This window comes from Streptomyces sp. Wb2n-11 (assembly GCF_001049855.1).
Lineage (GTDB): Bacteria > Actinomycetota > Actinomycetes > Streptomycetales > Streptomycetaceae > Streptomyces > Streptomyces altiplanensis.
Genome location: NZ_CVPB01000002.1, coordinates 15140 through 37221, shown reverse-complemented (window position 1 = coordinate 37221; position 22082 = coordinate 15140). Strand labels below are relative to the sequence as shown.

Here is a 22082-nt window from a genome sequence, read left to right as displayed (position 1 = left end):
GGGAAGGGGCGGGTCGTGCTTGTGGGTGGCGGAGCCGGGAGGCTCAGGCCGCGGTGACGAGCTCGGGGGTGTCGTAGGAGACGCCGAGCACTGCCTCGGCGACGCAGGCGAACAGATCACGGGCAGCGGGCGGGGTGACGGCGTTCCCCGCCATGCGGACCCGCTCGCGCTTGTTGCCCAGCCAGATGTACGACTGGGGGAACTCCATCGCCGCGGCATACTCGGCCGGGGACAGCATCCGGAAGCCGAGGTCCTCGGCCCTGGTGACTGGGCCGCCCTTGAGGAGAGCGTGCCGGTCCACGGTGGTAATGGTCGGGATCGGTTCGTCGGTGGGGCGGGCGGTGGCGTTGCCGTAGTAGGGCAGGACCAAGTCGGGGGCGACCAGGCCGTGGTGGTTGCCGGAGGCGCATACGGTGGCGAGCGGCTCGCTGAGTGGGCGGTGGCTGGAGCCACCTCCGCGCAGTTCCACCACGTACGGAGGGACGGCCAGACCGGTCTCGTTGCGGGCCGTGCAGGTCCGCATCGGCAGATCCGCCGGCCGGGCCACCTTCCCCTCCCGGCCTTCAACCGGCACCAGCATCGGGCGGGCGTACGCCTCGAAGCCGTCCCGGATGCGCTTCATCGTCTTGTCCGCCAGAGGCCGTTCCCGGTCTCCGATCCGGACCGCGGGCAGAGCCCAGTCGATCGCGTCGGCGGCCGGCCTCACTGCCGGGAAGACCTCGGCGTGACAGCGGGCGGTGGGGCAGCGCCATACGTACTGCGTCTTGTACTTGCCGTACGACCGGTCCGGGTTCTTCCACGCCTGGACCGCCCGCACGACCTTGTCGCACCCGGTGCAGTGCGCCATCGGGCGCGTCCACCGGGCGAAGTCCGGCTCCTTCTCACCCTCCAGCCAGAACACCACGTACATGCGGTCCCGCGACTGACAGGCACCCGGGCCCAGCGCCTGAGCGTGCATCGAGTTGAGGTAGACGACCTTGGCCCGGTACCGCATGGCCTTCATGGCAGTGAACCAGGCGGGCCACAGGATCCAGTCGCGGGCATCGACTACGTTTTCCACGATGACCGCCCGGTAGCGGTGGTACTCGGTGAACCGCACGACGTCCCACATCGTCGCGCGGGAGCGTTCCGCGGCCTCGTCGGGCAGCGTCTCCTCGAAGAGGTCGGGGGTGGCGTCGATGTGCCGCTTACGGCCCTTGGCGATGGAGTGGTTAGTGCAGGACGGGGAGAACCAGGCGAACGTCGTGGTCGGGTACCGGCGGGGGTCGACCTGGGAGATATCCGCACAGTCGTGCGTGGTCTCCACGTGGTTGGCGTTGTGGACGTCGACAGCGAGCCGCCAGTGGTTCAGCGCGGTACGGACCTTCACGCCCACCTGACGGGCACCCTCGGACGAGCCACCGGCGCCACAGAAGGCGTCCGTCGTATCTCCGTCCAGCGTGCGGCGGTTGACGAGCATCAGGCGGCGCTCCTCTGGCTGTCGCGTGTGTGGGCGGCTTGCTCGGCGTCCTGGGCCTGCTTCTGCGCCATCGCCTTCAGCTCGGCGATACGGGCGGTCACCATGGCCCCGAACTGCACCTGGGTGCCGAGCGGGCCTTCGACCTCGCGGGCGAGCTGGTTGCGGCGCCCGGCCTCGGCGAGCGTCTTCGTCAGCTCGGTGAAGTCGGCCCAGTGGTTCTGCACCTGGGACATCAGGTGGTCGATGGGGTCACTTCCGGCCGCCCCCTGCTCCGAGGTTGCGGTGGCCGACGGCTCGTTGGGCTTGCCCTTCAGCTCCGCGATGCGGGTGACGAGCAGGTCCTCGATCCGGGTCGGGGTCTCCGGGGTGCCGAACGGGATCGTCACGTCCAGCAGCTTCTTCGCGCGGGCGTCCTCCAAGTTCTTCTCCGTCGCCGCGAGGTCGTTCCACCCGCTGCGCGCGGCGCTCATGAACTTCTGCGTCTTCTCCTGGTCCAGGAGCTCCAGGATGCGGTCGTCGATGATCTGGCCGAAGAGGCGAAGCTGGCCGGCCGGGTCGCGGACCTGGGACTCGTGGAAGGACTCCTCGCCGACCATGACCTTCAGGGCGCGCATGCCGCCCAGGTGGCCCCACCGCTTTTGCATCAGCCCGTACAGGTCTTCCAGCCTGTCCTCGCGGGACGGCTCGGTGGACAGGTTCTTCTTCTGCGCGTCCGCCTCGTCCATGTCCGTCTTGGACCACAGCGTGAGCGCGGCACCGAAGCGCATGCCAGCGTTCCGTAGAGCGTCCCCGATCGCTTCCTTGACCGCGTTCGGGCCCGTCTTTTCCTGGGCGTCGCCGTAGCCGAGTCGGGTGTGCCCTGCGACCGTGAGCCGGATCCACAGCCCGCCATGCTGGTCGAACTTGGGCAGCCCATCCGCGTCGAACGCCATCGGCTCCCACGTCCACAGGGGGTCGGCCTCAAGCAGGCGGCCGGTCAACTCGGCGTGACCGACATAGTCGAGGTGCAGGTGCGCGCTGGTCATCTTCCCGGCGCAGACGTCGCAACGCTCCCGGGTGTGGTCATCGCACACCTTGTACTGGGACTTGGAGCACTTGCCGCACCAGATCTTGGGAAGCTTGGAGATCTGGTTGGGCTGGAACGGCTCGCGCAGCTTCGCGAGCGCATCGGCCTGGTTTTGGGTGTGCGAGGTGGGGCCCTCCGCCGTGACGCTGGCGGGGGCCTCGGTGGCCGTGGCCATGAGGTCTCCTATGTGGTTGTGCGGGGTGCTGCGGTGTCGGGGCCCAGTTGTCGGCGTCCAGGCCCCGCCCGCGCGGTACCTACTTGCTCTTGGCGCCGGTCAGAGCGTCGTCCGGGACTTTGAACTCCTCAGCCAGGGCGGCGATCATCACCATGCGGCCGTTCAGCGCGTACCCGCGCTCTGCCGCCCGCGCCGGGTCCTTCGCCCGGGCGTCGACCTTCTCGAACAGGTCCTGCGGGATACGCACCGTCATGGACGACTTGGCGGGCGCGGCCCCCGCGGGGCGCGCTTCAGCGTCGGCACGACACCCTTGACGACCGGAACGCCAGGCGGTGCCGGCGGCGTCCACCGGCCGGCCAGGAACTTGTCCAGGTACGGGGTGACGACCTGGGCGAGCGGCTTCTTGGGGTCCTGAGCCGCCTTGATGTGGTTCTTGAACGCTTCCGTGACGAACAGGGAGACCGGGGGGTCCAGGTCGGCGTCCCGTCGGGCGTTCCTGATCTCGGCGCCGGTACGGTCCTCGGTGAATTCCACGATCCTGGAGACGGCGGTGGCCAGGGCGGGCTGCCCGGCCTCCTCCAGGAACGTGACGGCCTTCCTGGCGTCGGGCAGGGCGTCGACTGCGTGGGCTCGCAGGCTGGTTCGGGGCACGGCGTGTCCTTCCGGCGGCCGGCGTCCGTCCCGGCGGCCGGGCGGGCGCCCGCTGCTGTGTGTGGTGGGCACGCTAAGTCTCCCTCAATAAGTCGCTACGCACGCAACCGTTACGAGCCGGTTGGTGGCCGGTGTCTGTCCGGCTGTTCCCAACCGTATCTGTAAATCGCTACGCACGCAACGACTTACGTGCTACGGTGAAACCACACCACCAAGCAGCGGGGGCACCAAATGCGCATCACACGACGTCAGACCACCACCAAGACCCTCACCGACCTCTACCGCGCCCTCGACCACCAGCACGCCATCACCATCACCTACCTCAAGCCCGGCGAGACCGAGCCCACCGTCCGCACCATCGAGGTACACGAAGTCCGCACCACGAAGAACGGCAGCATCGCCATCGTCGCCATGTGCCGCCTCCGCGGCGACGAGCGCCAGTTCCACCTCTCCGGCATCCAGGCGTACACGCTCCACCGCATCGCCTACGTCCTCGACCGGCCGGCTCCCACCAAGTACGTCCGCCCCGCACCCGCGCCGACCACGGACGCGCAAGCCCTCTTCTTCTACGAGCTCGCCCGCGACCAGGACGACGCCGACTACACCCCCCGCACCCTTATCCAGACCGACGCCGCGCTCGCCGCCTAGGAGGACCTCATGTACGACTGCCGCACCTGCCAGGGAGATGGCGCCCACCCCCAGTGCAACGGAACCGGCTGCGACGGCTGCGACCCGGACACTGGGAACTGCCCGACCTGCTGCGGAACCGGCAATGACCCCAAGCACTGGCTGCCGCACGCCGGTTGATCCTGGACATGCAGAAGGCCACTGCCCCGAACCGGGTAGTGGCCTTTTCATACTGATCGCGCACGCGCAGCGTAGCGGATCTACTCGCCACGCCGCTACCCCCGATCACCAAGCCACAATGAGAGCCATGGCCAGACGCCCCGCACAGCAGCCCACGCTGGACGACACCCGCGTCGCCCACCTCCCCACCGTCCGCTGTACCGACTGCAAAAGGTCTTTGACCGACCCAATCTCTCGGTCGAGAAGACTGGGCCCTGAGTGCGATCCAGACCGCCAGGGCAGCCATCCACGCCACCACGTCGACCAAGACCCCATACCCGGGGTGTAGAAGGAGGGGCCACCATGCATGGCATCCAGATCCGCTTGGCCGACCTCACCGGCCAGCATTGCTTCGAAGGCGGCAGCCAGGACGCTACGCGGTGTACCGCCTGCGGGGTCACCGTCTGGCGCCGCCTGACACGCCGCCCCGCCACCGGCGCCCCGGAGTGGCTGGAGTGGGTTGCCCCCGACGGGCGCAGCTGGACGTCCTTCCCCGAAAAGGGCGGCTGGGCTACCTACCCAGACGGCGCCGCCCCCTCCTGCCCGCCCCAGGAGGTTGAAGCCCGATGCCCGTGGGAGGAGAACGCACGCCGCTACGGCCACACGTGGGGCGACGCCCAGCTTGAGACCGCCCTGCGCACCTGGTGCAACACGCACGAGATGGCGGTGGCCGACTGCCCGAAGCCGGGCCCCTACTGCCCCGGAGCTGCGGCACACGAAGACGGTGAACCCGGCACGCCCGGGCCGTGCACCGGGCGGGAGAACACCTGCCGCTGCATGTGCCCAGCCTGCTGCGGGGACACCCCCGACATGTGGGGCTACGACGGCGACTGAGCCGACGGCTCCTCCAACGGCACGGCCGGCACCGCCCGGCGCAGCTGCTCCAACGTCGTCGGCATCGGCGACCACCCGTACTGCCCCGCCATCAGCATGTTCAACGCCCCCATGCCCCGCGCGTACGACTGCCGCAGCCCCTGCGCCCGCAACGGCAACCCGGCCGGCCCGTACCGGTTCGGCCACAGCCGCACCCACAGGGCGGTCTTCGCCCCCTCCAACGGGGCCACCACCTGCTCCCGCACCCGCAGCCAGCGGCGCACAGCGACCCGTGAGCCCTCCCGCAGCTCGTACCGCTCCACCTCCGGCACCGGATCCAACGCGGCCGCCACCTCCCACACCCGCGACTGCGTGAACGCCGAGATGCCCCGCGGCCGCTCCGACAGCACCTCCTGCACCGTCACCGGCGACAACCCCAACCGGGCGGCAATCTCCTCCGCCCGGGAACGCGGCCCCTTCTGCTGACGCCGGCGCAACCCCACCCACACCTCACCCGGCCCCAGATCATCCAACGCCATCGCCGCCAACTCCCCCGACCGGGCCCCCGAATCCAGCACCACCGACACGATCGCCAGCAACCGAGTCCGGTCCTCGTACGACATCACCGCCCCACCAAACTCCAACGGCCCCCCGGACGCCAACTCCACCAGCTCCCGGTACAGGGCCGTCACCTGCCGCCCGCCGACGGTCTCCTTCAACTCCACCTGCGGCAACGACGGCAACCCCACCACCCGGCCCGGAACCACCTGACGGGCCAGGATCGCCAAGCAGTCACGCACGATCCGCTGCGACGCCAGCGGCAACTCCTTACCCACGTCCTTGTCGAAGTGCCGCAGCTCACCGGCCACCGCCAGCTCCCAGAACACACCCAGCACATCCGGATCGAACAAGCGGGCAGCCTTCCGCGACCCCCGCCCGGCCAGCTCCTCACGCCCCACCGCCCGGGCGAACATGCCCACCGTCATCCGCAGCTGCCGCAACCGGCCCGCCGACACCGACCCGGCCAGAGCATCCACCACCGCATCGAGCTGCCGCACCGACGCCGGCCTGTACTCCTTGGCGGTCACTGCTGCTCCTCTGCCTTCTGTTTCTGCTTCACAGCGGCCGTTCCGATCTTCGCCAGCGGGTTCCGTTCCCCCGTACTCTCCTCCTCGTCGATGTATCCGATGAGGGCTTTGGACCGGTCGTCCCAGCCACCGTGCCGTCCGATGTCGACGATGTCCACGCCCGCGTCCCGGGCGGTCTTCACGAACCCGCGGCGCAGCGAGTGCGACCGCCACTCCCCAGGCAGGCCCGTGCGCCCGATGGACCGCGTCACGACATCCGAGGCACCGTTGACGCTGATCCGCCCCGACGGGTCACCAACCGGCTTCCCCTTGCGGGTCATCTCGGCGCCCATGTAGCCCCACTGGTCGATGCGCAGAAACAGCGGCCCCGAGTGATGCCCCTCATCGGCCAGCGCCGCGACGAGAGCGCGCACGGCCGCGACAGTGCACACGTCCGGCTCCGGGTCGGGCAGCACCTCCACGTTCTGCCACACCTTCCGCTTCTTGCGGTACACCCGCACCCGAAACCCGCCCTCGGGCAGCTCGGTGAAACTGGCCGGCCAGTCCAGCGGCGCGAGCTCGCTGCCACGGGATGCGAGGGCGTGCCCCAGGAGCATCAAGGCAGCGTCGCGCTTCCCGACCAGCGTGGTGCGGTCCAGGTGGGCGAGCGCTTCGCGGAGGACGGCCCGGTGCGCCGGCGTGGCCTTCTTCGTTGTCGCAGCCGGATCCTGGGCTACGGACAGGGCAGCCCTGTACCCGGCGACGACCTTCCGCGCGCCCATGGTGTCCGGCGGCTTGAAGCCCGCCGCCCGGTGCGAGGAGCGGATGGACGCGATGATCCGGTCCATGGAGGAAGGGCCGTACGGGCGGCCGGTCTTCTCCCGGGGTGTGCGCTTGAGGTACGACATGTACGCGGTCACGGTCTGCGGTGCGGCGGGCATCACCCGGCGGCCGACCTGCTCACACCACTGGGCGAACCGCAGCATGTCACCCTCGTAAGCCCGGCTGGTGTCCCGGGGGATGCCCGCCTTGACGTCCTCCTCAGCTTCGGGCGGCAGCCACGCGTCCGGGTCCTCGTCCTCCTGCCGTACGGCAGGGGCACGGTCCTCGGGGATGGCCGGGAGCCGGTCCTCCTCGACCAACTCCGCGTCCACCACGTCCGCATGCTCGGTCACGCATCCACCTCCGCGATCCAGCGCCGCAGGGCCGCCACATCCTCGGGCGGTGCGTGCTCCAGCGCGTACTTCATCACGACCAGGTACAGCGAGCCTTCGAGGCGCTGGTGCTCCTCGAACAGCCGGATGACAGCCCGGGAGAAGTCGCCAACGCTGGCGTCCCCCCGCTCGTCAGCGCTGACGGCGGCATCATGAAAGGCCGCAGTCACGAGCAGGTGCGCGGTCGCCTCGTCCTCGGGGCTCACGGCCGCCAGCTCTCCTTGTAGGCCAGGTGGTTTGCGTACGGCAGCAGCTCATACGGCAGCAGGACCGATGCCAAGTCGTAGGAGTCCTGCCCGGCCTCTACTGCTTCAGCGAGGTGGGCCAGGCGCTGCCGCTTGGCTGCGACTTCGGCGAGGACACGCTGAGGCGACCAGGTAGAGCGACGCCACTCTGGAGGCTGGACTGTGTCCTCTACCCATTGTCCGCCGATCATGCGCCGTGTCGTCGTTGTCCGGGCCAGCGCTTCGCGTGCCGCCTGCTCGTCTTCGTCCAGGCGACATCGCCAGAAAGCCACCATCTCCGACTCATCCACGACCGTCTCCCCTGCTCCGGATCTTGGCTCCATAGAAGGAACATTATTTGGAGTGAGACGCGATGTTCCCCCCGACCCGCCAAAACGGACCACAGAGCGTTCGATCCGTTCGATTCTTCTCCAGGATCGATCCTAAGGAACGCCAGCCCGTGTGGGACGACCAGGAATCATCGCTCAGGGGCAGCTGTGTGACGCTCCAGATAGTCGGCCATGGCGCGCAGCCGGGCCGGGTCCTCTTGAGCCTTGCCGATCGCGTGGTTGCATCCTTCGCAGAGAAGATCTCGCACAGCGCCAGTGCGATGGTCGTGATCCACATGCAGCCGTTGCGGCGACTCTTCTCGGCAGATCGCGCATCGTCCACCCTGTGCTTCCAGGCGCGCCGCGTACTCGTCAACCGACAGGCCGTAGTGGTACTTCAGCCCCTTGGCGTAGGCGTACTCCGCGCCGCCCCTTGCGATGTAGTCCTCTCTGCTCCTCGCGTTGGCACAGGGGCGGCAGTAGTGCACCCACGGCTGCGAGAAGTGCTCGATGCCCTTCTCCTCCTGGCAGCCTGTGCAGAACTTGCTACTCAGTTCCGAAGCGCGTCGACGCCGATTGGCCCGGTACGCCCGCCCCTTGCAACGTGTCGAGCAGTACTTCGACTTGTCCCCTGCCTCCAGGGCGGCCGACAGGTCCACCTCGCACTCCGAGTTTCCACACAGCCGGTCCAGTTCGGGTGTCAGCGCCTCTTGCACTCGACTTCTCCAGTTCTGTAAGGTTCTATAGATCCTAGCAGACTGGTAGAGTCGAGGGATGAAGACGATGACAGCCGAAGAGGCGCGCAGGAACTTCGCCGACCTGCTGAACGAGGTCGGCTTCCAGGGCGAGGAAGTGCTGATCACCCGGCACGGGAAGCCCATCGCCAAGCTGGTGCCGGCCACCGACAAGGACCTCGACCGCACCACCGAGCAGTGAGGACACCGACCATGGCCGACCTGGATATCTACGAGTACGACACCGAGGCATTCACCCCCGGCGAGACCCGTGCCATCTTCGACTACGAAGCCGCCGTCCAAAGCAGCGGCCTCCGCGACTGCTTCGCCTCGCTCACCATTGAGCACATCCGCTGGCACGAGACCGAGTACGGGCAGGACACGACCCGCGACATGCTGCGCGAGCACGCCGGGATGCTCAACTCCTGGTACCTGGCGGTCGACAGTCTCCTAGGCGACATCCTCACCTGCACCAGCGAAGTCACCCGGTACAGCACCGCCGCTGCCCGGTACGTCAAGGCGGCCGCAGCCGACTACCACCAGACCCGCCAGAACTTCGAGCACGCCACTACCGCCTGGTCCCTCGCCCTACTCACCGGCGGGGCCGACGCCGACTACCCGCCGGCCACCCGAGCCGTGAACTTCCCCATGCAAGCCCTGACCACCGAGCAGTGAGGACCACGACCATGAGCGACAACCTGAGCCCTGAGCCGAACGCCTACCCGCCCGAGCTGTTGCAAGCCGTGGGCGACCTCCTCGCCACCGCTCACCGCCACCAGGTCGGCATCGCCTTCGAACCCGACGGCGACGGGTGGCGAATCCACTACCTCGTCGACGACTGGCCCGCCGTCGAGGAGTATCAGCTGTCCGCCGGACCGCTCTCCGATGCGTACGACCTTCAGGTCGCCGCCTCCGCCGCCCTGCGCCCACTTGTGAAGATGGGCATCTCGGTGACGGAGCACTTCAAGAACCGCAACGGGGGCTACATGCAAAAGGCACCCTGGGCCACCGGGGAGTAAGGGCTGTGACCATGACTCAGGCTGAGGCCCCAGAGCCTTACTGCGCGGGTGATCGCTGCGCTGACTGCACACCCGGTGAAGAGTGCTGCGAGGCCACCTGCGGCTGCTGCCCCCGGGTTGACGAGCACGGCCACTGCTGGCTGCGTCGCGGCAGCGAAGACGACAGCAAGAACTGCGACCAGCACGGCGAAGGGTGGCTGAACGACCGGTCCCCTGAAGCTCAGCTGCGGTACGAGATCCTGCGCGGAGCCTGATCAGCGAGTGCGAATGGTGTGCCCCCGGCCGAGGAAAGCGGCCGGGGACACATGTGCATCCTAGGGGAACAGCCTGGTCGGCCGAGGTGGCGCCTGGCTCCTCGGAGTGGGGTTTTGACCCGAGTATGCGCAGGTCAGAGGCGGAGCGATCAGATTTGCAAGATCACGTTATTTGCTGTGCGGAACTATAAGACAGAGTGGGCGAAGCCAGTGATCATGGGCGCCGACGCTCTTGGAGCTTGAGCGGAAACAGGGCACCGTCGGAGTTTCCCTTGGACGGGTCGGGCTCAGACGACTGCGAAGCAGACGCCGAAGGGGAAGGCGCAGGATCCGGGGCCGGTTCGCTCGGTGGCGGATCGTCCGGGGTGCACCGGTAGCGCGGATTGTCCGGGTCGAAGTCCTCGACCGGCGTGCACTGGTAGGTGTTCCCGTCGGCGTCCGTGTACGTCCACGCCGCTGGCGGAGCACCATCCTGGCCGTCCTGCCCAGGTGTACCGGGTGGGCCCGGTACACCCGTGGCGTCCTGACCAGGCGCACCGTCCTGACCGGGCAGACCGGTCGGTCCGACCGGTCCGGGCACGGTAGATGCGGGCCCTACGATGCCCTGCGGTCCGGGAGGGCCAGGGGGGCCGGGCTTCGGGGTGAGGGTCGGGGCGGGCTTGCCGGGCTCACCGGACGGACCGCGCGGGCCGGCAAGACCCGGCGGGCCAACAGCTCCCTGTCCCGGCTCGCCGCGAGATCCGGGCGGCCCTGCCACCGGTTTGCCCCCAAGCGCCTGCACCTGCCGGGCCAGAGCGTCGCGGGCCAGGTTGGCCTCGTCGAGGTTGCGGGAGAGGAGCACGAACGCCGTGAGGGTGATGCCCAGTACGACCGCCGCGATCAGGGCGGCGCCTGCGGCTATGTAGTCTCCGCGTTTGCGCTGCTTGCGGGCCTCCACCCGGCTCTGGGCCCTCATCACTTGGTGCCGGCGAGGAAGAAGACGACGGGAAGAATCAGCCCGAGGACGGGCACGATGACCGATGCGAAGAGCCAGCGCCGGGTCTGGGTGACCCGCTCACGGTCCGTGTTCCTCTCCGTTTGCACGCTCTCCACGTCCTTCTTCAAGTCGGCTATTTCCCGTTCGAGGGCTGCTTTCTCCACCCCGTACACGTCCGTGCTCACCATGCGGTCGAGGCGGGAGTTGATCTGCGCCATGTCGTCGCGAATGTCGCCACGCATGAGCTGGATGAGCCGCCCCAGCTCCCCCAGAGACGGCTCATCAGCCATGTCGATTCCGGATCTGCGAAGGGTCAGGAGACCGCGGTGACGGACGGCTTGACGGCAGAGGCTGGCACGGGAGCGGTGACCTGGGTGCGGTCCCACATGGCAACGACTGCTGCGCCGACGGAGAGGACAACGGCCTGCTGCTCCGCGGACCAGTCGAGGCCGAAGCCAACTGCGAGGGCGAGGGCGGCCTGGACGAAGCCGAGCAGGGCGGCGCCGAGGCCGTCGCTGGCCATGACTGCGAGGGCGACGCCGACGGCGGCTGCTGCGACGGCGTTGATGACGGCCTGCTGCTCGCCGCTGACGTCGACACCGAACGCAGCGACGAGCTTGATGAGGACGGCTACAAGTCCCAGCAGTACAGCCGGTTCGCGTCCGAGGATCTTCACGAGGTTCTCCTTCGAGAGGTAGGGCGGAGCGATGTGAGGTGGTCAGACCTTGGGGATGCGGAGTCGCTTCCAGGTCTCCGGTCCGGGGATGCCATCTGCGTTCGAGCCGGTCCAGCCCTGCGCACGCTGGAAGTCCTCGACGTTGCGCTTGTCCGCGTTCGTCCAGTTCGGTCCGGGGCCGTTCTTGTAGTGCCTGCCGAATCCGAGGGCTACGAGGCGCCTGCCGAGGGCGGTGATGATGGGGCTGTGGCGGCCGCCATGGAAGAAGCTGGCGCCGGGGAACGGCTCGTACGACGGAGACGGCTTGGCCGGGGCCGGCGTGCTCTTCGCGGGCACCTTCAGCTTCTGCCCGACGCTGATCTCGTTCGGGTCGTCCAGGTCGTTGAGGTCGACGAGCTTGGCGACAGTGGTCTGCTGCGCCCTGGCGATGTTGAACAGGGTGTCGCCCTTACGAACGGTGTACGTCCCCGTGCCACCGCCGGTCGCGGGCTGGCCGGGGGGCGGGGTGGGCTTGCTGCTGCCGAGTCGCTGGTTGATGCGGTCGCGCATGGAGCGCATGGTGAAGCCGCGCGGGTCGACCTTGCCCGGCTGCCACTCCAGGTGCCCGATGACCCTGTCGGCGTCCCAGCCGTGGAGGCGGCACAGGGCGGCGGCCGCCTTCTCGATGGCCTCCAGCTGCGCCTCGGGCCACGGGTCCTTGCCGTCGCCGAGGTTCTCGCACTCGAAGCCGTAGAAGGCCCGGTTGCCGTCGGTGTTGGCCTCGTTGTCCGCGGGCAGCGCGGTCTGGTCCTTGACGGCCTTAAGGACGTCGTCGTCGCCCATGCCGGCGTGGTTGGCCCGGCCGTAGCCGACGAGGTGGACGGTGCCGTCCTTGGCAATGACGCCGTGGCACAGCGGTCCGGGCAGGCCCGCGTACCCGTCGCGGCACATCTTGACGGTGTTCGCGGTGCCCTTGGTGACGGTGTGGTGGATCATCACACCGTGCACCGGGCCGAACGGGCCCTTGTGGTTGCGGTTGTGGGTGCGCCAGTCGCCGACTTCGACGACCTTCAGCCCCTCGTCGCGGAGGGCCTTCAGGAATGTGGCAGCACTCGGTGGCGTCGCCATCGGCGGTCTCGCTCTCTGTCCCCGCGCCCACTGATGGGTGGTGTCTGCTCCCTGGCCGGTGGGCCGGGTGGCAGTCCCTCGGGGATGGAGCCGGGCGGAGGGTCGCCCTCGTGATCAGACTACGGTCCAGGAGCCTTGGGGTTGCCCCCGCTCACTCCTCCGGGGGCTGGGGGTCCATCAGCGTGGCGGACAGGAGTTTCTGCCTCTTGGAGCAGACGCCGCAGTAGAAGGTGACCTGCCCTGCGTTGGAGTACACCTCGGTCAGGTGGAGCACGACGTTCAGGTTGGGGCACGTGGCGGTAGTGCAGGCGACGGTCGCGTCGTACCACTTCCACGGCTCGAAGACGATCGGCTGCGCCGGGTCCTCCGGTGCGGGCGGCGGCGGAGGCGTCTCCGGCTCGGGCTCGACCGGGTCGAGGATCGGGTCGCTCTCTGCCTCCGCTCCCTGCGTGGAGTTGGCGGACTCGGCCTCTTCGGTCCCTGCTTCGGCCATAGTGGCCTTCCTTTCGTTGCTGGTCATGAGCCGATGACCATCCAGTTCACGACGGTCGCCGTGGTGTTCTCCCGGTTGACCCACACGGTCAGGCCCGTGCTGGACACGGACGTGACGGCGACGCCGGTCACGCCGGCCGCGCCGCCTCCCAGCGGGGAGCGGACGCCGACGACGGTCGTGTTGGCGGTGGCGTAGCCGCGGAAGGTGGTTCCGGCGACGTTGAGGCCGGAGACGATGGTGCTGGTGGACTGGTGGGCGGCGGACGGGGTGATGGTCACCGTGCCGGTGGCAATGTTCCGCGCGTTAAGGACGCCGTTGACATCTGTGTTGCCGGCCAGGTCGACGGCGAAGCGGTAGGCGGCCGCGTTCGCGTCGTACAGGCGCATCAGGTACCCGGTGTGGCCGGCGGCGGCCTGGGCGTACAGGGCACTGGAGTCGCTGGCGGGCGCCTCCACGCGAAGCCGGGCTTCAACTTGCCCCATGCCGGGGGAGAAGACAACGCGGCTGATCACACTGGTGCTGCCGGTGTTGTCCATGTATCCGAAAGTCCCGTGGGTGGGGCGAAGGTCGACACGGCCGCCGAGGACCTTGTAGGAGGGGGTGCTGGTGTACCGCTCGGCGACCCAGTAGTCCGATCCGAGGATCGTTCGCCACCGCATGTCCGTGTAGACGCCGGAGGTGAAGGCGCCGCAGGTCAGCTCGAGGTTCGCGGCGCCTGGGGTGCTCTCGGCGACTCGGATGGTGGCGTTGCTCAGCCCGTCCTCGGAGGAGAACTGAAGATAGGGGTAGACGCTGTCCGGGTTGAGCGTCATCGAGGACCCGTTGTCCCCCACCAGCCGTAGCCCGCTGCCGTCCAGGGTCGCCACCAGGACGCCGGTGGCGTCGTAGAGCTTGATGTCGTTGCCGGACGATTCGTTGATCGCAACTCGTTCGCCGCTGGTGGCGGTGCGCAGGATGGAACCGGTGATCGTGCCGCCGGTGATGGCCTTACCGGTGAGGGCGTCCACGGCGATCAGGTCCGCGGTGATGAGCCCTGCGGTGAGGTCCTCGGTGTCGGCCTTGCGGGGTGTCGCCGCGACGGCGGCGGTCGCAGCCGATGTGGCCCCGCTGGTCGTGCGGGAGCGCAGCTTCACGAACCACTCGGTGTACGGCAGGGGGACGGTGACGGTGCCGCCCTGGGGGGTTTCGATGGTGTCGCGCAGCGTGTCCTGGCTGGGCGTGTAGTCGGCGTCCGGCCCGATGTGGACCTCGCAGCGCATCCAGTCCAGGGGGGCTGCGACGGCGTCGGCGAACGTCCCGTCCCAGGAGATCGCGAGTGCGGCCAGGGCCGGTTCGACGGTCGGGGGTGTGGGTGCTGGGGGCGGTGGGCCGTTGACGACGTTGACGCCGCTGGTGCCGTCGTCCTGCTGTCCGACGATCGCCCGCAGGCTGCCGGAGTCGTCGCGGACCTCGAGCGCGGTGTTGTCCAGGGCGGCGTGGGACAGACGTGATGCCCGCTCCATGTCCTTGAGTCTCTTCTCGAGCGCGGCCAGTCTCTGGCCCACGGTGGCAGACATCAGGCGGCTCCGTAGGTGTAGGCGGCGGCCGGGCGCAGGCTCAGCGTGGCCTGGGGGCCGCCGGGGGCGTGGGGGCGGTTGGTCCAGCCGGTGATGCGGCACCAGCCGGTGTAGTCGGTCCAGGCGTTGTGGACACGTACCCGTACGTCGTCGCCGACCTGCCAGGATTCCAGGGGGCGGCGGGGTGGTCGCGGACGGTGATTTCTTCGACGTTGCCCATGGTCTGGCGCCAGGCCCGCTCGGCTGAGGCGCGGGAGGCGAGTTCGTCGTTGCCTTTGATGTGCGGCAGGTCCAGCACGTGCTCGAGTCGGAGCCGGCCGTTGCGTACGGCGCTGATGGCCCGTCGTTTCGCGGAGCCGTCACCGGCCCCGGAGGCGATGACGACTTGGGCGTATTCGTCGCCGGACAGGGGCACGGTGGGCGGGTCGATGATGTTGACGCCGGACGCGAAGCTGATGTCGGTGCGGCGGGTACCGAGGCGCGGGTAGCCGATCCGTACCCGTCGGATGGGGGCGTCGCGGGCGGTGTTCCAGTAGGTGGTGCACGTGTACTGGGGGGCGGCTTCTGCGGAGACGAGGTCGTCGAAACGGTCGCCGAGGTTGGGCCATTCCCACCATGAGAAGTCGTACCGCTGGGCCGGTGTGCCGATGGTGGACTTGGAGGTGGTCGAGTCGACCGTGACGCCGAGGTCGCCGTCGGCGGCGGACTGGGCGTAGTCCCATATGTCCCGCATGATGGTGCACCGGTCCGCGTGCGTGTACGGGCCGCGGCCGTTGAGCTGGCCGTGGATGTCGAACCGTTTTTGGAGGTACGACGTCCAGCCGGCGGCTTCGATGCTGTACGTGTCGCCTTCGGCGCGGGCGTCCCAGACCAGGCCGCCCCAGCGCAGTTGCCCGTCCTGCTCCACGTAGATCAGCGTCGTGCCCGGGTCGAGGAGGCTGGGGTTGGTGGCGATCAGGCGCGGGGACAGCTTGCCGCTCAGGGCGCCGGGCCCGTCCAGTTCGGGCCCGTATTCGAGGTCGGACAGGGGCAGTGCCTTGGACAGCCAGTCTCCGGTCACGGCGTGCTGGGTGAGGACTCTCAGCGGGGAGCTCACCGGGGCGCCTCCTCGAACTGGATGTCCGCGGCCAGGGCGGTGCCGGAGTCGACGCTGATGCGGCCCAGGTTCCCGGAGGCGCCGGCGCCCTGGACGCGCAGCAGCTGGGTTGTGCCGCGGTAATCGGCGGGCAGGGTCAGGGTGTCGGCGATGACGGTGCCGACCCGGCGGGTCACGGTGCCCTGGTTGTCGTCGACCAGGGTGGGCTGGAGGGTGAGGCTGCTGCCGAAAGTGGCCCGGACGCTGCCGAAGAAATCGTTGGCGGAGAACCGCAGCGGGCTGACGTCGATTTTGATACGGACGGTGGTGGCCCAGTTGGGGACGGCGATGTTCCAGCCCCCGGCGGTGGAGAAGTAGCTGTAGGTGGTGGATCCGCCGAGCAGGCCCGATATGGAGGGCGGGGACTGGATCACCAGGTTGCGTTCCCGGCGCGGACGGGTGATTTTCCGCAGGTCGGTGATGTACGAGTTGGTGATGATGGACGTGTTGGCCGGAATGGTGATGCGTGCCAGGGGGATCGCGGTCCGGCCGCCGGGCACCGTGGTCGCGGACGACGACACCCCGGAGATCACTTCGAAGTAGTTGATGTTGTCCGTTGCCGGGTTGAGGCTGCCCTCGTACTCGGGATCCAGGACGCGCAGCACCACCATGTCACTGCGCGCGGACGCGCCGGTCGCTGCGATCGGCACCGTGTCCGTCGCCAGGTTGCAGGCCGTGTACGAGCCTTGGTAGACGTTCGCGCGGCCGCGGATCGTACCGGAGCCAGGAGCGATCTGCACTGAGCTGCCCGGCGTGGCCAAAGCGGTGACCTTCAGGTCATCGCCCTCGGTCACTCCCTCCGACCCGCCGGTCAGGTCGCGGATCATCATGCGGAATTGCTGGGCGGGGTGCGTTGCTCCGTCAACCAGCAGCGGGCGGGGGAACAGGGCCATCAGGGTCTCCTTTACGCGGCTCGGTAGGCGTCGCGCCAGGTGACGCGCAGACGGGAGGTGTTGGTGGGGTCGACCGCAGTCCAGCGCAGTTCGCTGGTACCGGGCGGCAGGGAGAAAAGGTCGAGGCGCGATGACGGGGTCAAGTACGACTCGGCGTTGCCGCCGTTGTTCCACACGACCCGGCGGCGGCCGGGCCGGGTATCGAGCTCCACCCACTGCCCCACGCCCAGGACCAGGGTGGGCAGGGCCAGGGTCCGGCCGGTGGAGACGTGCGTGATGGCCGGGGCGGAGCACGGGCCAGTGATCCGCAGGACGGGCCACGTGGCGACGTCACCGTGGGTTTCCACCCAGCCGGGCCGCTCCGCCACCGAGGTTGCGGAGGTGACGTGGATCGGGGCCGCCACCGGGGCAGTGAATCCGCCTCCCGACATCCAGCCCAGGGGGATCTCCGTGGTCTGCTGCTCGTCGCCGTACCAGCGGGCGTCCGCGGCCACGAACTCGATATCCAGCGGCATCCAGCCGTAAATGACCTGGGACAGCTGCGGCTCAAGGCGGCGCAGCCGGCCGTCGACCCGCTTGGTGGCCGCGCCCCGACGCCGGTACCTCAGCGGCATCGTCGCCCCGCCGGTCAACCGCACCGCGGTCGCATCCGCCGCTGTCTGCAACGAGGACAGCAGCGCCCAGCAGGCATCCGGGTCGCCGGGGACCTTGATGGCCGCGTCGATCTCGATGCTGCGGGCCGCGTAGTAGTCGACGCCGAGGAACACGCCGTCCATGCCGGGCTGCTCGATGTCCTCGCCCCGTGTCGACGGCCGGCCCAGCCCAGTCACCTCCGCGACCGGGATTTGGGTTCCGGCGCCCATCAGGACACCCCCAAGCTCCCACTGGCCCTCTTCGAGTTCAGCCACGGGCGGCCACTCCCCCTCGCTGCGCGCGGCGGATCTGGCGTTCGACCTGCCGGCTGATGTCGTACGCCGAGGCGTTCGTGTGGGTCACTGGGATGGTCACGCTGCCGATCAGGGGGCCCTGCTCGCGGATGATGACGACCCGGGATCCGGCAGCGTCGGTCAGCCCGAGCCCGAAGCGCCCCGCGACGTCCTTGAGGACGTTCGTGGCCCGCCCGCGCTTGTTCGCCCCGAGCGGGATGAAAGCCTCCCCACCGGTTGAGGGCTCCGCGAAAGTAACGGCGCCGCCGCGGGTGGAGTAGATGCCCTCGCGGATACCGCCGTTGGCGTACGCCAAGCCCCGCTCCGCCTTGGACAGGTCCGCAAGGAATCGGGTTGCCCGGGATCCCAGGGAGGACTTGATCTGCCCGCGGGCCTTCACGGCGGTGGCGATGATCTCGTCTTCACCCAGCCCCGTCGTGTCCGCGACGTCGTGCAGTCCAGTCTTGCTGGTTTTGACGGCGGCGATGATGGCGACGAGCTGCTCCACTTCGCCGCTGGTCAAAGCGTTGTTCGCCGTCTTGGCGGCCTTGTTCGCCTTGGCTGCCTTGCCCTGGTCCTTCACGGCGGCCGCGGCCAGCTGCTGCGCCGCCTCATCGCCCTGGGCGGCCAGTTGTGCGGCGAGGTCCCCGTAGCCCTGGGCGGACAAGGTCGCCAGGTTTTTGGCGAACGCCGAGTCTGTTTTGGTGGCCTTGTCGAGCTGGCGGGTGTAGTCCGTCAGGCTGGCCTTGGCCGTCTGCGCGAGGCCGCGCAGGGCCGCGGCCATCTCCTCGATGTACTTGGTGGACCCGTTCGCCATCTTCTTCGTGAGGGCGACACCGTCCTTGCCCATCGCGGCGAGCGCCTCGGCGACGTCCCCGCCCACCCGGTCCGCGACCTTCTCGAGGTCTTTGTTCCAGCTTCGGGTAGCCGACGACGCCGACTTGATCTTCTTCTCGACCGTCCCCAGGTCGAAGTAATCGACCTCCTTCGTGGTGAACTTGCCGTTCTTGCCCTTGACCTTCACCTTGCGGGTTTTGTGGCCGGCCGCACCGGCCTCGGACGGCGAGTACAGGGACCCGGACTGCGGGTCGTAGCGCCAGTCGGTGACGGCGCCCCCTTGGGCGTATCCGGGGGCCTTGAGGGTGCCGCGGTTGATGGCGTCCATGAAGCCCACGCCGTACTTGGATACGGCGGCCGCGCGTACCACGTACTCGGTGTTGGAGACGCGGGCCATGGCGCCGGAGCCGAACATCGCGAAGATGCTGTCGCTGGTGCCCGTGCCGGGGCCCTGGATGTAGCCCCCGTCGGGGTACATCTGCACGTCACCGCCGGAGGCGTAGCCGCGCAGGCGGCCGCCCTGCGCCTTCAGCTCCGAGCCGTAGGATCCGCCCCCCGACGGGCGGGCGGTGCTGCCGGTCACCCGGTAGTGGGTGGTGATGGTGATCGTGCGGTCGCTCAGTCCGTCCCGGGCCCGCTTGACCGCCGCCAGACCGCCCAGGGCGTTGCCGGTGTTGGCGGTGACCTGCACCCGGCCGTCCGGCAAGGTTTTGGTTTTGTAGCCGAGGCTGTTGAGCAGAGCGATGGCGTCCTTGGTCAGCGCATTGACCGTCACCGATTTCGAGTTCGGTGTTGCCTCGATCTTCGCGATGACGGCGTCGAGACCGGCGATGGCGTCCTCGCGGCGCATCTCGATGGTCGTCGAGTGCTTGTCGGGGATGTCGAGGATGGTCTTGGCCAGGGCGGTGGCCTGGGCTCGGGTGAGGCCCATCTGCATGCCGGAGGTGATGAGGGCCTGGGTGCCGCGCTCGTAGATGCCGTTGGTGTACTCCCAGGAGCGGCCGGACTCGCGGGCGGCGGTGGCCGCGGCGTCGGTCTTGGCTCCCAGGTCCGCCAGGGCGGTTGCTGCGGCCTGCGCTTTCGGGGAGTTCAGGTCCAGCTCGCCGTTGACCATCGTCAGCGCGCCGGCGTTTTCCTTGGCCGCCTTGGCCGCCGCATCGATCCCGGCCTCGAAGCCGACCATGCCGCCGAGCGCCGCCCGGTTGACGTCATTCAGGGCGACGATGGCCGTACGCAGGCCGTCCGCGGACGCTTTCTGGGCATCGAGCTTGCTCTTCGTGTCCAGGGCCTGCTGCCCGAAGACACCCATACCGGCCGCGGCCAGCTGCTGCTCGGCTTTCAGCTCTTCCAGGGCCGCGCTGTACTCGGGGAACAAGTCCTTGATCTCGCTGGTGGACTTGCCCGCTTTCCGCAGGGCGTCGCTGATCAGCTGGAAGTCGGCGCCGGCCTGCTGTGCGTTGCCGCTGCCGACCATGCCCGCCATGGACTCGTCCAGGGCGTTGAACCGGTCCGTCAGGGCGGTGGTGGACTCTTCGCCGTCCTTGAAGTCGCTGAACAGGTCGTGGACGTTGCGGCGGAGGTCGTCCAGCGGTCCGATGCCGGAGGTGCCGAACGATTCGACGTACTCGTCCTGCGCCTTCGTCGCCTTGCCGAGTTTGTTGACCTGGTCGACCAGGCCGTCGATGTCGCCGAACGATTTCTTGAGCTCGCCGGTGAACTTCCCGGTGAGGGAGAGGTTCTTGAGGCTGGTGGTCAGCTTGTCCACGTCCGGCGGCGCGCCTCTGGCCTTCTCGGCCAGTTTGCTGATGCCGATGGCGGCGACGGTCAGGATTCCCAGGCCGACGGCGGCTTTAGCGAGGCCGCCCATGCGCTGTGTGACACCGCCGATGGCCGCGGCCACACCACCGAAGCGGGCGGCGCGTACGAAAGCGGCCAGGCTGGCAAGCGCCGCGCCGCCAGTGGCTGCGGTCAGCAGGCCGGCGCCGAGCGCGGCGAGTTTGAACGCCGCATACAACTGCACCATGATCGCGAGGGCGTCTGCCGGGATGGCGTTGACCAGCGAAGCCAGGGTGTTGACGACCTGGAGGACGCTGACGCCCATCTCGGATCCGGCGACGGCCACGTTCAGGACCACCCGGGCCAGATTCCCCAGGGTCTCCCCCACCAGGGGGGCGTGCTCGCGGGCGTAGTCGAGGAACTCGCGCAGGTCGCTGCCGATTTCACCGGAGTCCAGTGCCTGGGTGAACCGGACGACTCCGGTGGTGCCCCGGGCGAGGGACTCGACGGCGAAGGCGGTGAACTTTTCCACGAACTGGTCGAAACCCTCGGTCTGCATGGCTCCGGCCGCGATGTTCATGAAGCGGTCCATCTCCACCGAGGTGCCGCGCACCAGGGGGCTCAGGGGCTCCATGGCCTGCTCAAGGAGGCCCATGCCCTTGACGGCCACGGGCATGGTGCTGCTGGCCAGGCTGTCGGACCACTCCTGGTATTCGTCCTTGAGGTGCGTGACGGCGGCGGCGGCCTGGCGGGTGGCCGGCGGCATCTCGGCGATCAGGCGCAGGTACTCGGCTTCGGCCTTTGCCGCTTCGGCGGATGACTTGCCGTGCTCGCGCACGGCCTCGTCGTATTTCTGCTCCGCCTCCGACGCCTCGCCCAGTGCCTTGATCTGCCCGCCGATCGCGGCGCCGAACACGCCGACTGCCACGCCGGCGGCGGTCAGGCCCGCGGCGATGGGCACTGTTGCGGCGGCCACCGGGATCAGGGCGGTGGCCAGGCCGATGGCGGCGAGCATCAGGGTGCGGGTGTTACCGCTGGCTGCCCCTGCGGAGCTGCTGACTGATCCCAGGTTCCCGCGGAGGCCGCCCATGCCGGCGCCGGCCCTGCGTACCGATCCGTCCAGGTCGTCCAGGTCGGTGCGCAGGGTGCGCGTTCTGTCGGACAGGGAGGCCAGGCTGGTATCGGCGTTGCGGGCGGCGGTGTTCAGGGAGCGCAGACCGCCGGCCGCGTTGCGGGCCCGGTCGGCGAGGTCATCGAGAGCGTCTGCGGTAGCGGCGGCCCGGGCCCGCAGAGCCCGCAGCGTCAGGGACGTGTCGTCTGCGACGCTGCGGACGGCGGCCAGGGCTGCGGCCGCACCAGCGGCGTCGGCGTCGAAGCGCACGTCGATCTGGACCGGGCTCAGTGCCTGGATCTGGGCAACAGCGGCCCGTACGGCGGCCATGCCCGGACCGGTCTGGTCGTCGATCCCGGCGGTGATCTGAATGCTGCCGCCCGCGGACTGGAGCTGCGCTTCGGCGTCCTCGGCTGCCCGGGCGAGGCGGCGCATGTCCCGGGCAGCGTTGCGGGCCTGCCCGGCCAGGCGGGTCAGGCGGCGTTGGGCGGTCGCGGAGGCGGAGCCGAGGCGGGTGACGTTGCCGTGGGCGTCCGCTGCCCCGCGGCCGAGGGACCGTACGTGGCGGGCGGCGGTCTGGGAAGCACGGCCCAGGGAACGGACGCTGCTCTGGGCATCGTCGGTGGCGTCGGCCAGGGTACGGGCGTGAGTGGCGGACTGGCGCAGGGTCCGGACCAGGCTGGTGCCCTGACCGCGCAGATCAACCGAGAGATTCCAGTTGGCCACCGGCTGCCCCTCCCTTCCC

General features: G+C 69.0%; 24 protein-coding genes. 6 read left to right on the top strand and 18 right to left on the bottom strand.

The window, feature by feature from the left end:
* Nucleotides 1–43: 43 nt before the first annotated feature.
* The 4 genes from BN1555_RS34645 to BN1555_RS34635 form a co-directional block, all read right to left on the bottom strand.
* On the bottom strand, nt 44–1459 hold the full coding sequence (locus BN1555_RS34645) for a DNA cytosine methyltransferase (protein WP_176710328.1): 1416 nt from the start codon (nt 1457–1459) through the stop codon (nt 44–46).
* Entirely contained in the window at nt 1459–2700 is a 1242-nt protein-coding gene (locus BN1555_RS39740; RefSeq protein ID WP_218058261.1) for a hypothetical protein, read from the bottom strand. Before BN1555_RS39740 ends, BN1555_RS34645 begins: the two co-directional genes overlap by 1 nt.
* 79 nt (nt 2701–2779) lie before the next feature.
* The gene (locus tag BN1555_RS39365; RefSeq protein WP_176710327.1) at nt 2780–2953 is read right to left on the bottom strand and encodes a hypothetical protein; all 174 of its coding nucleotides are present in this window, start codon (nt 2951–2953) and stop codon (nt 2780–2782) included.
* Entirely contained in the window at nt 2950–3351 is a 402-nt protein-coding gene (locus BN1555_RS34635) for a hypothetical protein (protein ID WP_093803917.1), read from the bottom strand. The genes BN1555_RS39365 and BN1555_RS34635 overlap by 4 nt, the downstream gene beginning before the upstream one ends.
* Nucleotides 3352–3582: 231 nt before the next feature.
* Here BN1555_RS34635 and BN1555_RS34630 point away from each other — a divergent pair, with 231 nt between their 5' ends.
* From BN1555_RS34630 to BN1555_RS34625, 3 genes are read left to right on the top strand one after another with little or no spacing between them, the layout of a single operon-like run.
* Complete coding sequence (locus BN1555_RS34630; protein ID WP_093803916.1) at nt 3583–3999, top strand: WYL domain-containing protein; 417 nt, start codon at nt 3583–3585, stop codon at nt 3997–3999.
* Between the two features lie 37 nt (nt 4000–4036).
* Nucleotides 4037–4486: a DUF6011 domain-containing protein gene (locus BN1555_RS41815; RefSeq protein ID WP_369689044.1), complete on the top strand. Its 450-nt coding sequence runs from the start codon at nt 4037–4039 to the stop codon at nt 4484–4486.
* Nucleotides 4487–4500: 14 nt separating this feature from the next.
* Entirely contained in the window at nt 4501–5031 is a 531-nt protein-coding gene (locus BN1555_RS34625) for a hypothetical protein (protein ID WP_093803914.1), read from the top strand.
* Here the strand turns inward: BN1555_RS34625 and BN1555_RS34620 are convergent.
* The 5 genes from BN1555_RS34620 to BN1555_RS34600 all read right to left on the bottom strand — a co-directional run bounded on the left by BN1555_RS34620 (nt 5016) and on the right by BN1555_RS34600 (nt 8560).
* The gene (locus BN1555_RS34620) at nt 5016–6098 is read right to left on the bottom strand and encodes a hypothetical protein (RefSeq protein WP_093803913.1); all 1083 of its coding nucleotides are present in this window, start codon (nt 6096–6098) and stop codon (nt 5016–5018) included. The two genes, BN1555_RS34625 and BN1555_RS34620, sit on opposite strands and share 16 nt — an antisense overlap.
* Nucleotides 6095–7252, bottom strand: a complete 1158-nt coding sequence (locus BN1555_RS34615; RefSeq protein ID WP_093803912.1) for a site-specific integrase — start codon at nt 7250–7252, stop codon at nt 6095–6097. The genes BN1555_RS34620 and BN1555_RS34615 overlap by 4 nt, the downstream gene beginning before the upstream one ends.
* The gene (locus BN1555_RS34610) at nt 7249–7497 is read right to left on the bottom strand and encodes a hypothetical protein (protein WP_093803911.1); all 249 of its coding nucleotides are present in this window, start codon (nt 7495–7497) and stop codon (nt 7249–7251) included. Before BN1555_RS34610 ends, BN1555_RS34615 begins: the two co-directional genes overlap by 4 nt.
* A complete protein-coding gene (locus BN1555_RS34605; RefSeq protein ID WP_093803910.1) occupies nt 7494–7826 on the bottom strand; it encodes a DUF6221 family protein in 333 nt (110 codons plus the stop codon). The genes BN1555_RS34610 and BN1555_RS34605 overlap by 4 nt, the downstream gene beginning before the upstream one ends.
* A 167-nt stretch (nt 7827–7993) precedes the next feature.
* Nucleotides 7994–8560: an endonuclease VII domain-containing protein gene (locus BN1555_RS34600; protein ID WP_176710323.1), complete on the bottom strand. Its 567-nt coding sequence runs from the start codon at nt 8558–8560 to the stop codon at nt 7994–7996.
* Between the two features lie 58 nt (nt 8561–8618).
* Here BN1555_RS34600 and BN1555_RS34595 point away from each other — a divergent pair, with 58 nt between their 5' ends.
* The 3 genes from BN1555_RS34595 to BN1555_RS34585 are packed head-to-tail and all read left to right on the top strand — an operon-like array spanning nt 8619 to nt 9597.
* Entirely contained in the window at nt 8619–8780 is a 162-nt protein-coding gene (locus tag BN1555_RS34595) for a type II toxin-antitoxin system Phd/YefM family antitoxin (RefSeq protein ID WP_093803909.1), read from the top strand.
* Between the two features lie 11 nt (nt 8781–8791).
* A complete protein-coding gene (locus BN1555_RS34590) occupies nt 8792–9253 on the top strand; it encodes a hypothetical protein (protein ID WP_093803908.1) in 462 nt (153 codons plus the stop codon).
* Between the two features lie 11 nt (nt 9254–9264).
* Nucleotides 9265–9597, top strand: coding sequence for a hypothetical protein (locus BN1555_RS34585; protein WP_093803906.1), 333 nt, complete (start codon nt 9265–9267; stop codon nt 9595–9597).
* A 1208-nt stretch (nt 9598–10805) separates the two neighbouring features.
* Here BN1555_RS34585 and BN1555_RS34580 read toward each other — a convergent pair.
* The 9 genes from BN1555_RS34580 to BN1555_RS34540 all read right to left on the bottom strand — a co-directional run bounded on the left by BN1555_RS34580 (nt 10806) and on the right by BN1555_RS34540 (nt 22063).
* Nucleotides 10806–11117 (bottom strand): hypothetical protein, encoded by a 312-nt coding sequence (locus tag BN1555_RS34580; RefSeq protein WP_093803905.1) that lies wholly within the window; start codon nt 11115–11117, stop codon nt 10806–10808.
* A gap of 23 nt (nt 11118–11140) precedes the next feature.
* Nucleotides 11141–11503 (bottom strand): hypothetical protein, encoded by a 363-nt coding sequence (locus tag BN1555_RS34575; protein WP_093803904.1) that lies wholly within the window; start codon nt 11501–11503, stop codon nt 11141–11143.
* A 42-nt stretch (nt 11504–11545) separates the two neighbouring features.
* Nucleotides 11546–12610, bottom strand: a complete 1065-nt coding sequence (locus BN1555_RS34570; RefSeq protein WP_255306493.1) for a peptidoglycan-binding protein — start codon at nt 12608–12610, stop codon at nt 11546–11548.
* 151 nt (nt 12611–12761) lie between these two features.
* On the bottom strand, nt 12762–13103 hold the full coding sequence (locus BN1555_RS34565; RefSeq protein WP_093803903.1) for a hypothetical protein: 342 nt from the start codon (nt 13101–13103) through the stop codon (nt 12762–12764).
* 23 nt (nt 13104–13126) lie between these two features.
* Complete coding sequence (locus BN1555_RS34560) at nt 13127–14659, bottom strand: hypothetical protein (protein WP_093803901.1); 1533 nt, start codon at nt 14657–14659, stop codon at nt 13127–13129.
* Nucleotides 14660–14699: 40 nt separating this feature from the next.
* On the bottom strand, nt 14700–15755 hold the full coding sequence (locus tag BN1555_RS34555; RefSeq protein ID WP_093803900.1) for a hypothetical protein: 1056 nt from the start codon (nt 15753–15755) through the stop codon (nt 14700–14702).
* The gene (locus BN1555_RS34550; RefSeq protein ID WP_093803899.1) at nt 15752–16687 is read right to left on the bottom strand and encodes a hypothetical protein; all 936 of its coding nucleotides are present in this window, start codon (nt 16685–16687) and stop codon (nt 15752–15754) included. Before BN1555_RS34550 ends, BN1555_RS34555 begins: the two co-directional genes overlap by 4 nt.
* Before the next feature lie 11 nt (nt 16688–16698).
* Entirely contained in the window at nt 16699–17595 is an 897-nt protein-coding gene (locus tag BN1555_RS34545; RefSeq protein WP_093803898.1) for a phage distal tail protein, read from the bottom strand.
* A complete protein-coding gene (locus BN1555_RS34540; RefSeq protein ID WP_093803897.1) occupies nt 17588–22063 on the bottom strand; it encodes a hypothetical protein in 4476 nt (1491 codons plus the stop codon). Before BN1555_RS34540 ends, BN1555_RS34545 begins: the two co-directional genes overlap by 8 nt.
* Between the last annotated feature and the right edge of the window lie 19 nt (nt 22064–22082).

Bases quoted from the DNA above. Each gene is read 5' to 3' on its own strand.
- BN1555_RS41815 (WP_369689044.1), top strand. From the start codon at position 4,037: ATGGCGCCCACCCCCAGTGCAACGGAACCGGCTGCGACGGCTGCGACC.
- BN1555_RS39740 (WP_218058261.1), bottom strand. From the start codon at position 2,700: ATGGCCACGGCCACCGAGGCCCCCGCCAGCGTCACGGCGGAGGGCCCC.
- BN1555_RS34550 (WP_093803899.1), bottom strand. From the start codon at position 16,687: ATGGCCCTGTTCCCCCGCCCGCTGCTGGTTGACGGAGCAACGCACCCC.
- BN1555_RS39365 (WP_176710327.1), bottom strand. From the start codon at position 2,953: ATGACGGTGCGTATCCCGCAGGACCTGTTCGAGAAGGTCGACGCCCGG.
- BN1555_RS34590 (WP_093803908.1), top strand. From the start codon at position 8,792: ATGGCCGACCTGGATATCTACGAGTACGACACCGAGGCATTCACCCCC.
- BN1555_RS34570 (WP_255306493.1), bottom strand. From the start codon at position 12,610: ATGGCGACGCCACCGAGTGCTGCCACATTCCTGAAGGCCCTCCGCGAC.
- BN1555_RS34580 (WP_093803905.1), bottom strand. From the start codon at position 11,117: ATGGCTGATGAGCCGTCTCTGGGGGAGCTGGGGCGGCTCATCCAGCTC.
- BN1555_RS34585 (WP_093803906.1), top strand. From the start codon at position 9,265: ATGAGCGACAACCTGAGCCCTGAGCCGAACGCCTACCCGCCCGAGCTG.
- BN1555_RS34625 (WP_093803914.1), top strand. From the start codon at position 4,501: ATGCATGGCATCCAGATCCGCTTGGCCGACCTCACCGGCCAGCATTGC.
- BN1555_RS34565 (WP_093803903.1), bottom strand. From the start codon at position 13,103: ATGGCCGAAGCAGGGACCGAAGAGGCCGAGTCCGCCAACTCCACGCAG.
- BN1555_RS34560 (WP_093803901.1), bottom strand. From the start codon at position 14,659: ATGTCTGCCACCGTGGGCCAGAGACTGGCCGCGCTCGAGAAGAGACTC.
- BN1555_RS34645 (WP_176710328.1), bottom strand. From the start codon at position 1,459: ATGCTCGTCAACCGCCGCACGCTGGACGGAGATACGACGGACGCCTTC.
- BN1555_RS34630 (WP_093803916.1), top strand. From the start codon at position 3,583: ATGCGCATCACACGACGTCAGACCACCACCAAGACCCTCACCGACCTC.
- BN1555_RS34595 (WP_093803909.1), top strand. From the start codon at position 8,619: ATGAAGACGATGACAGCCGAAGAGGCGCGCAGGAACTTCGCCGACCTG.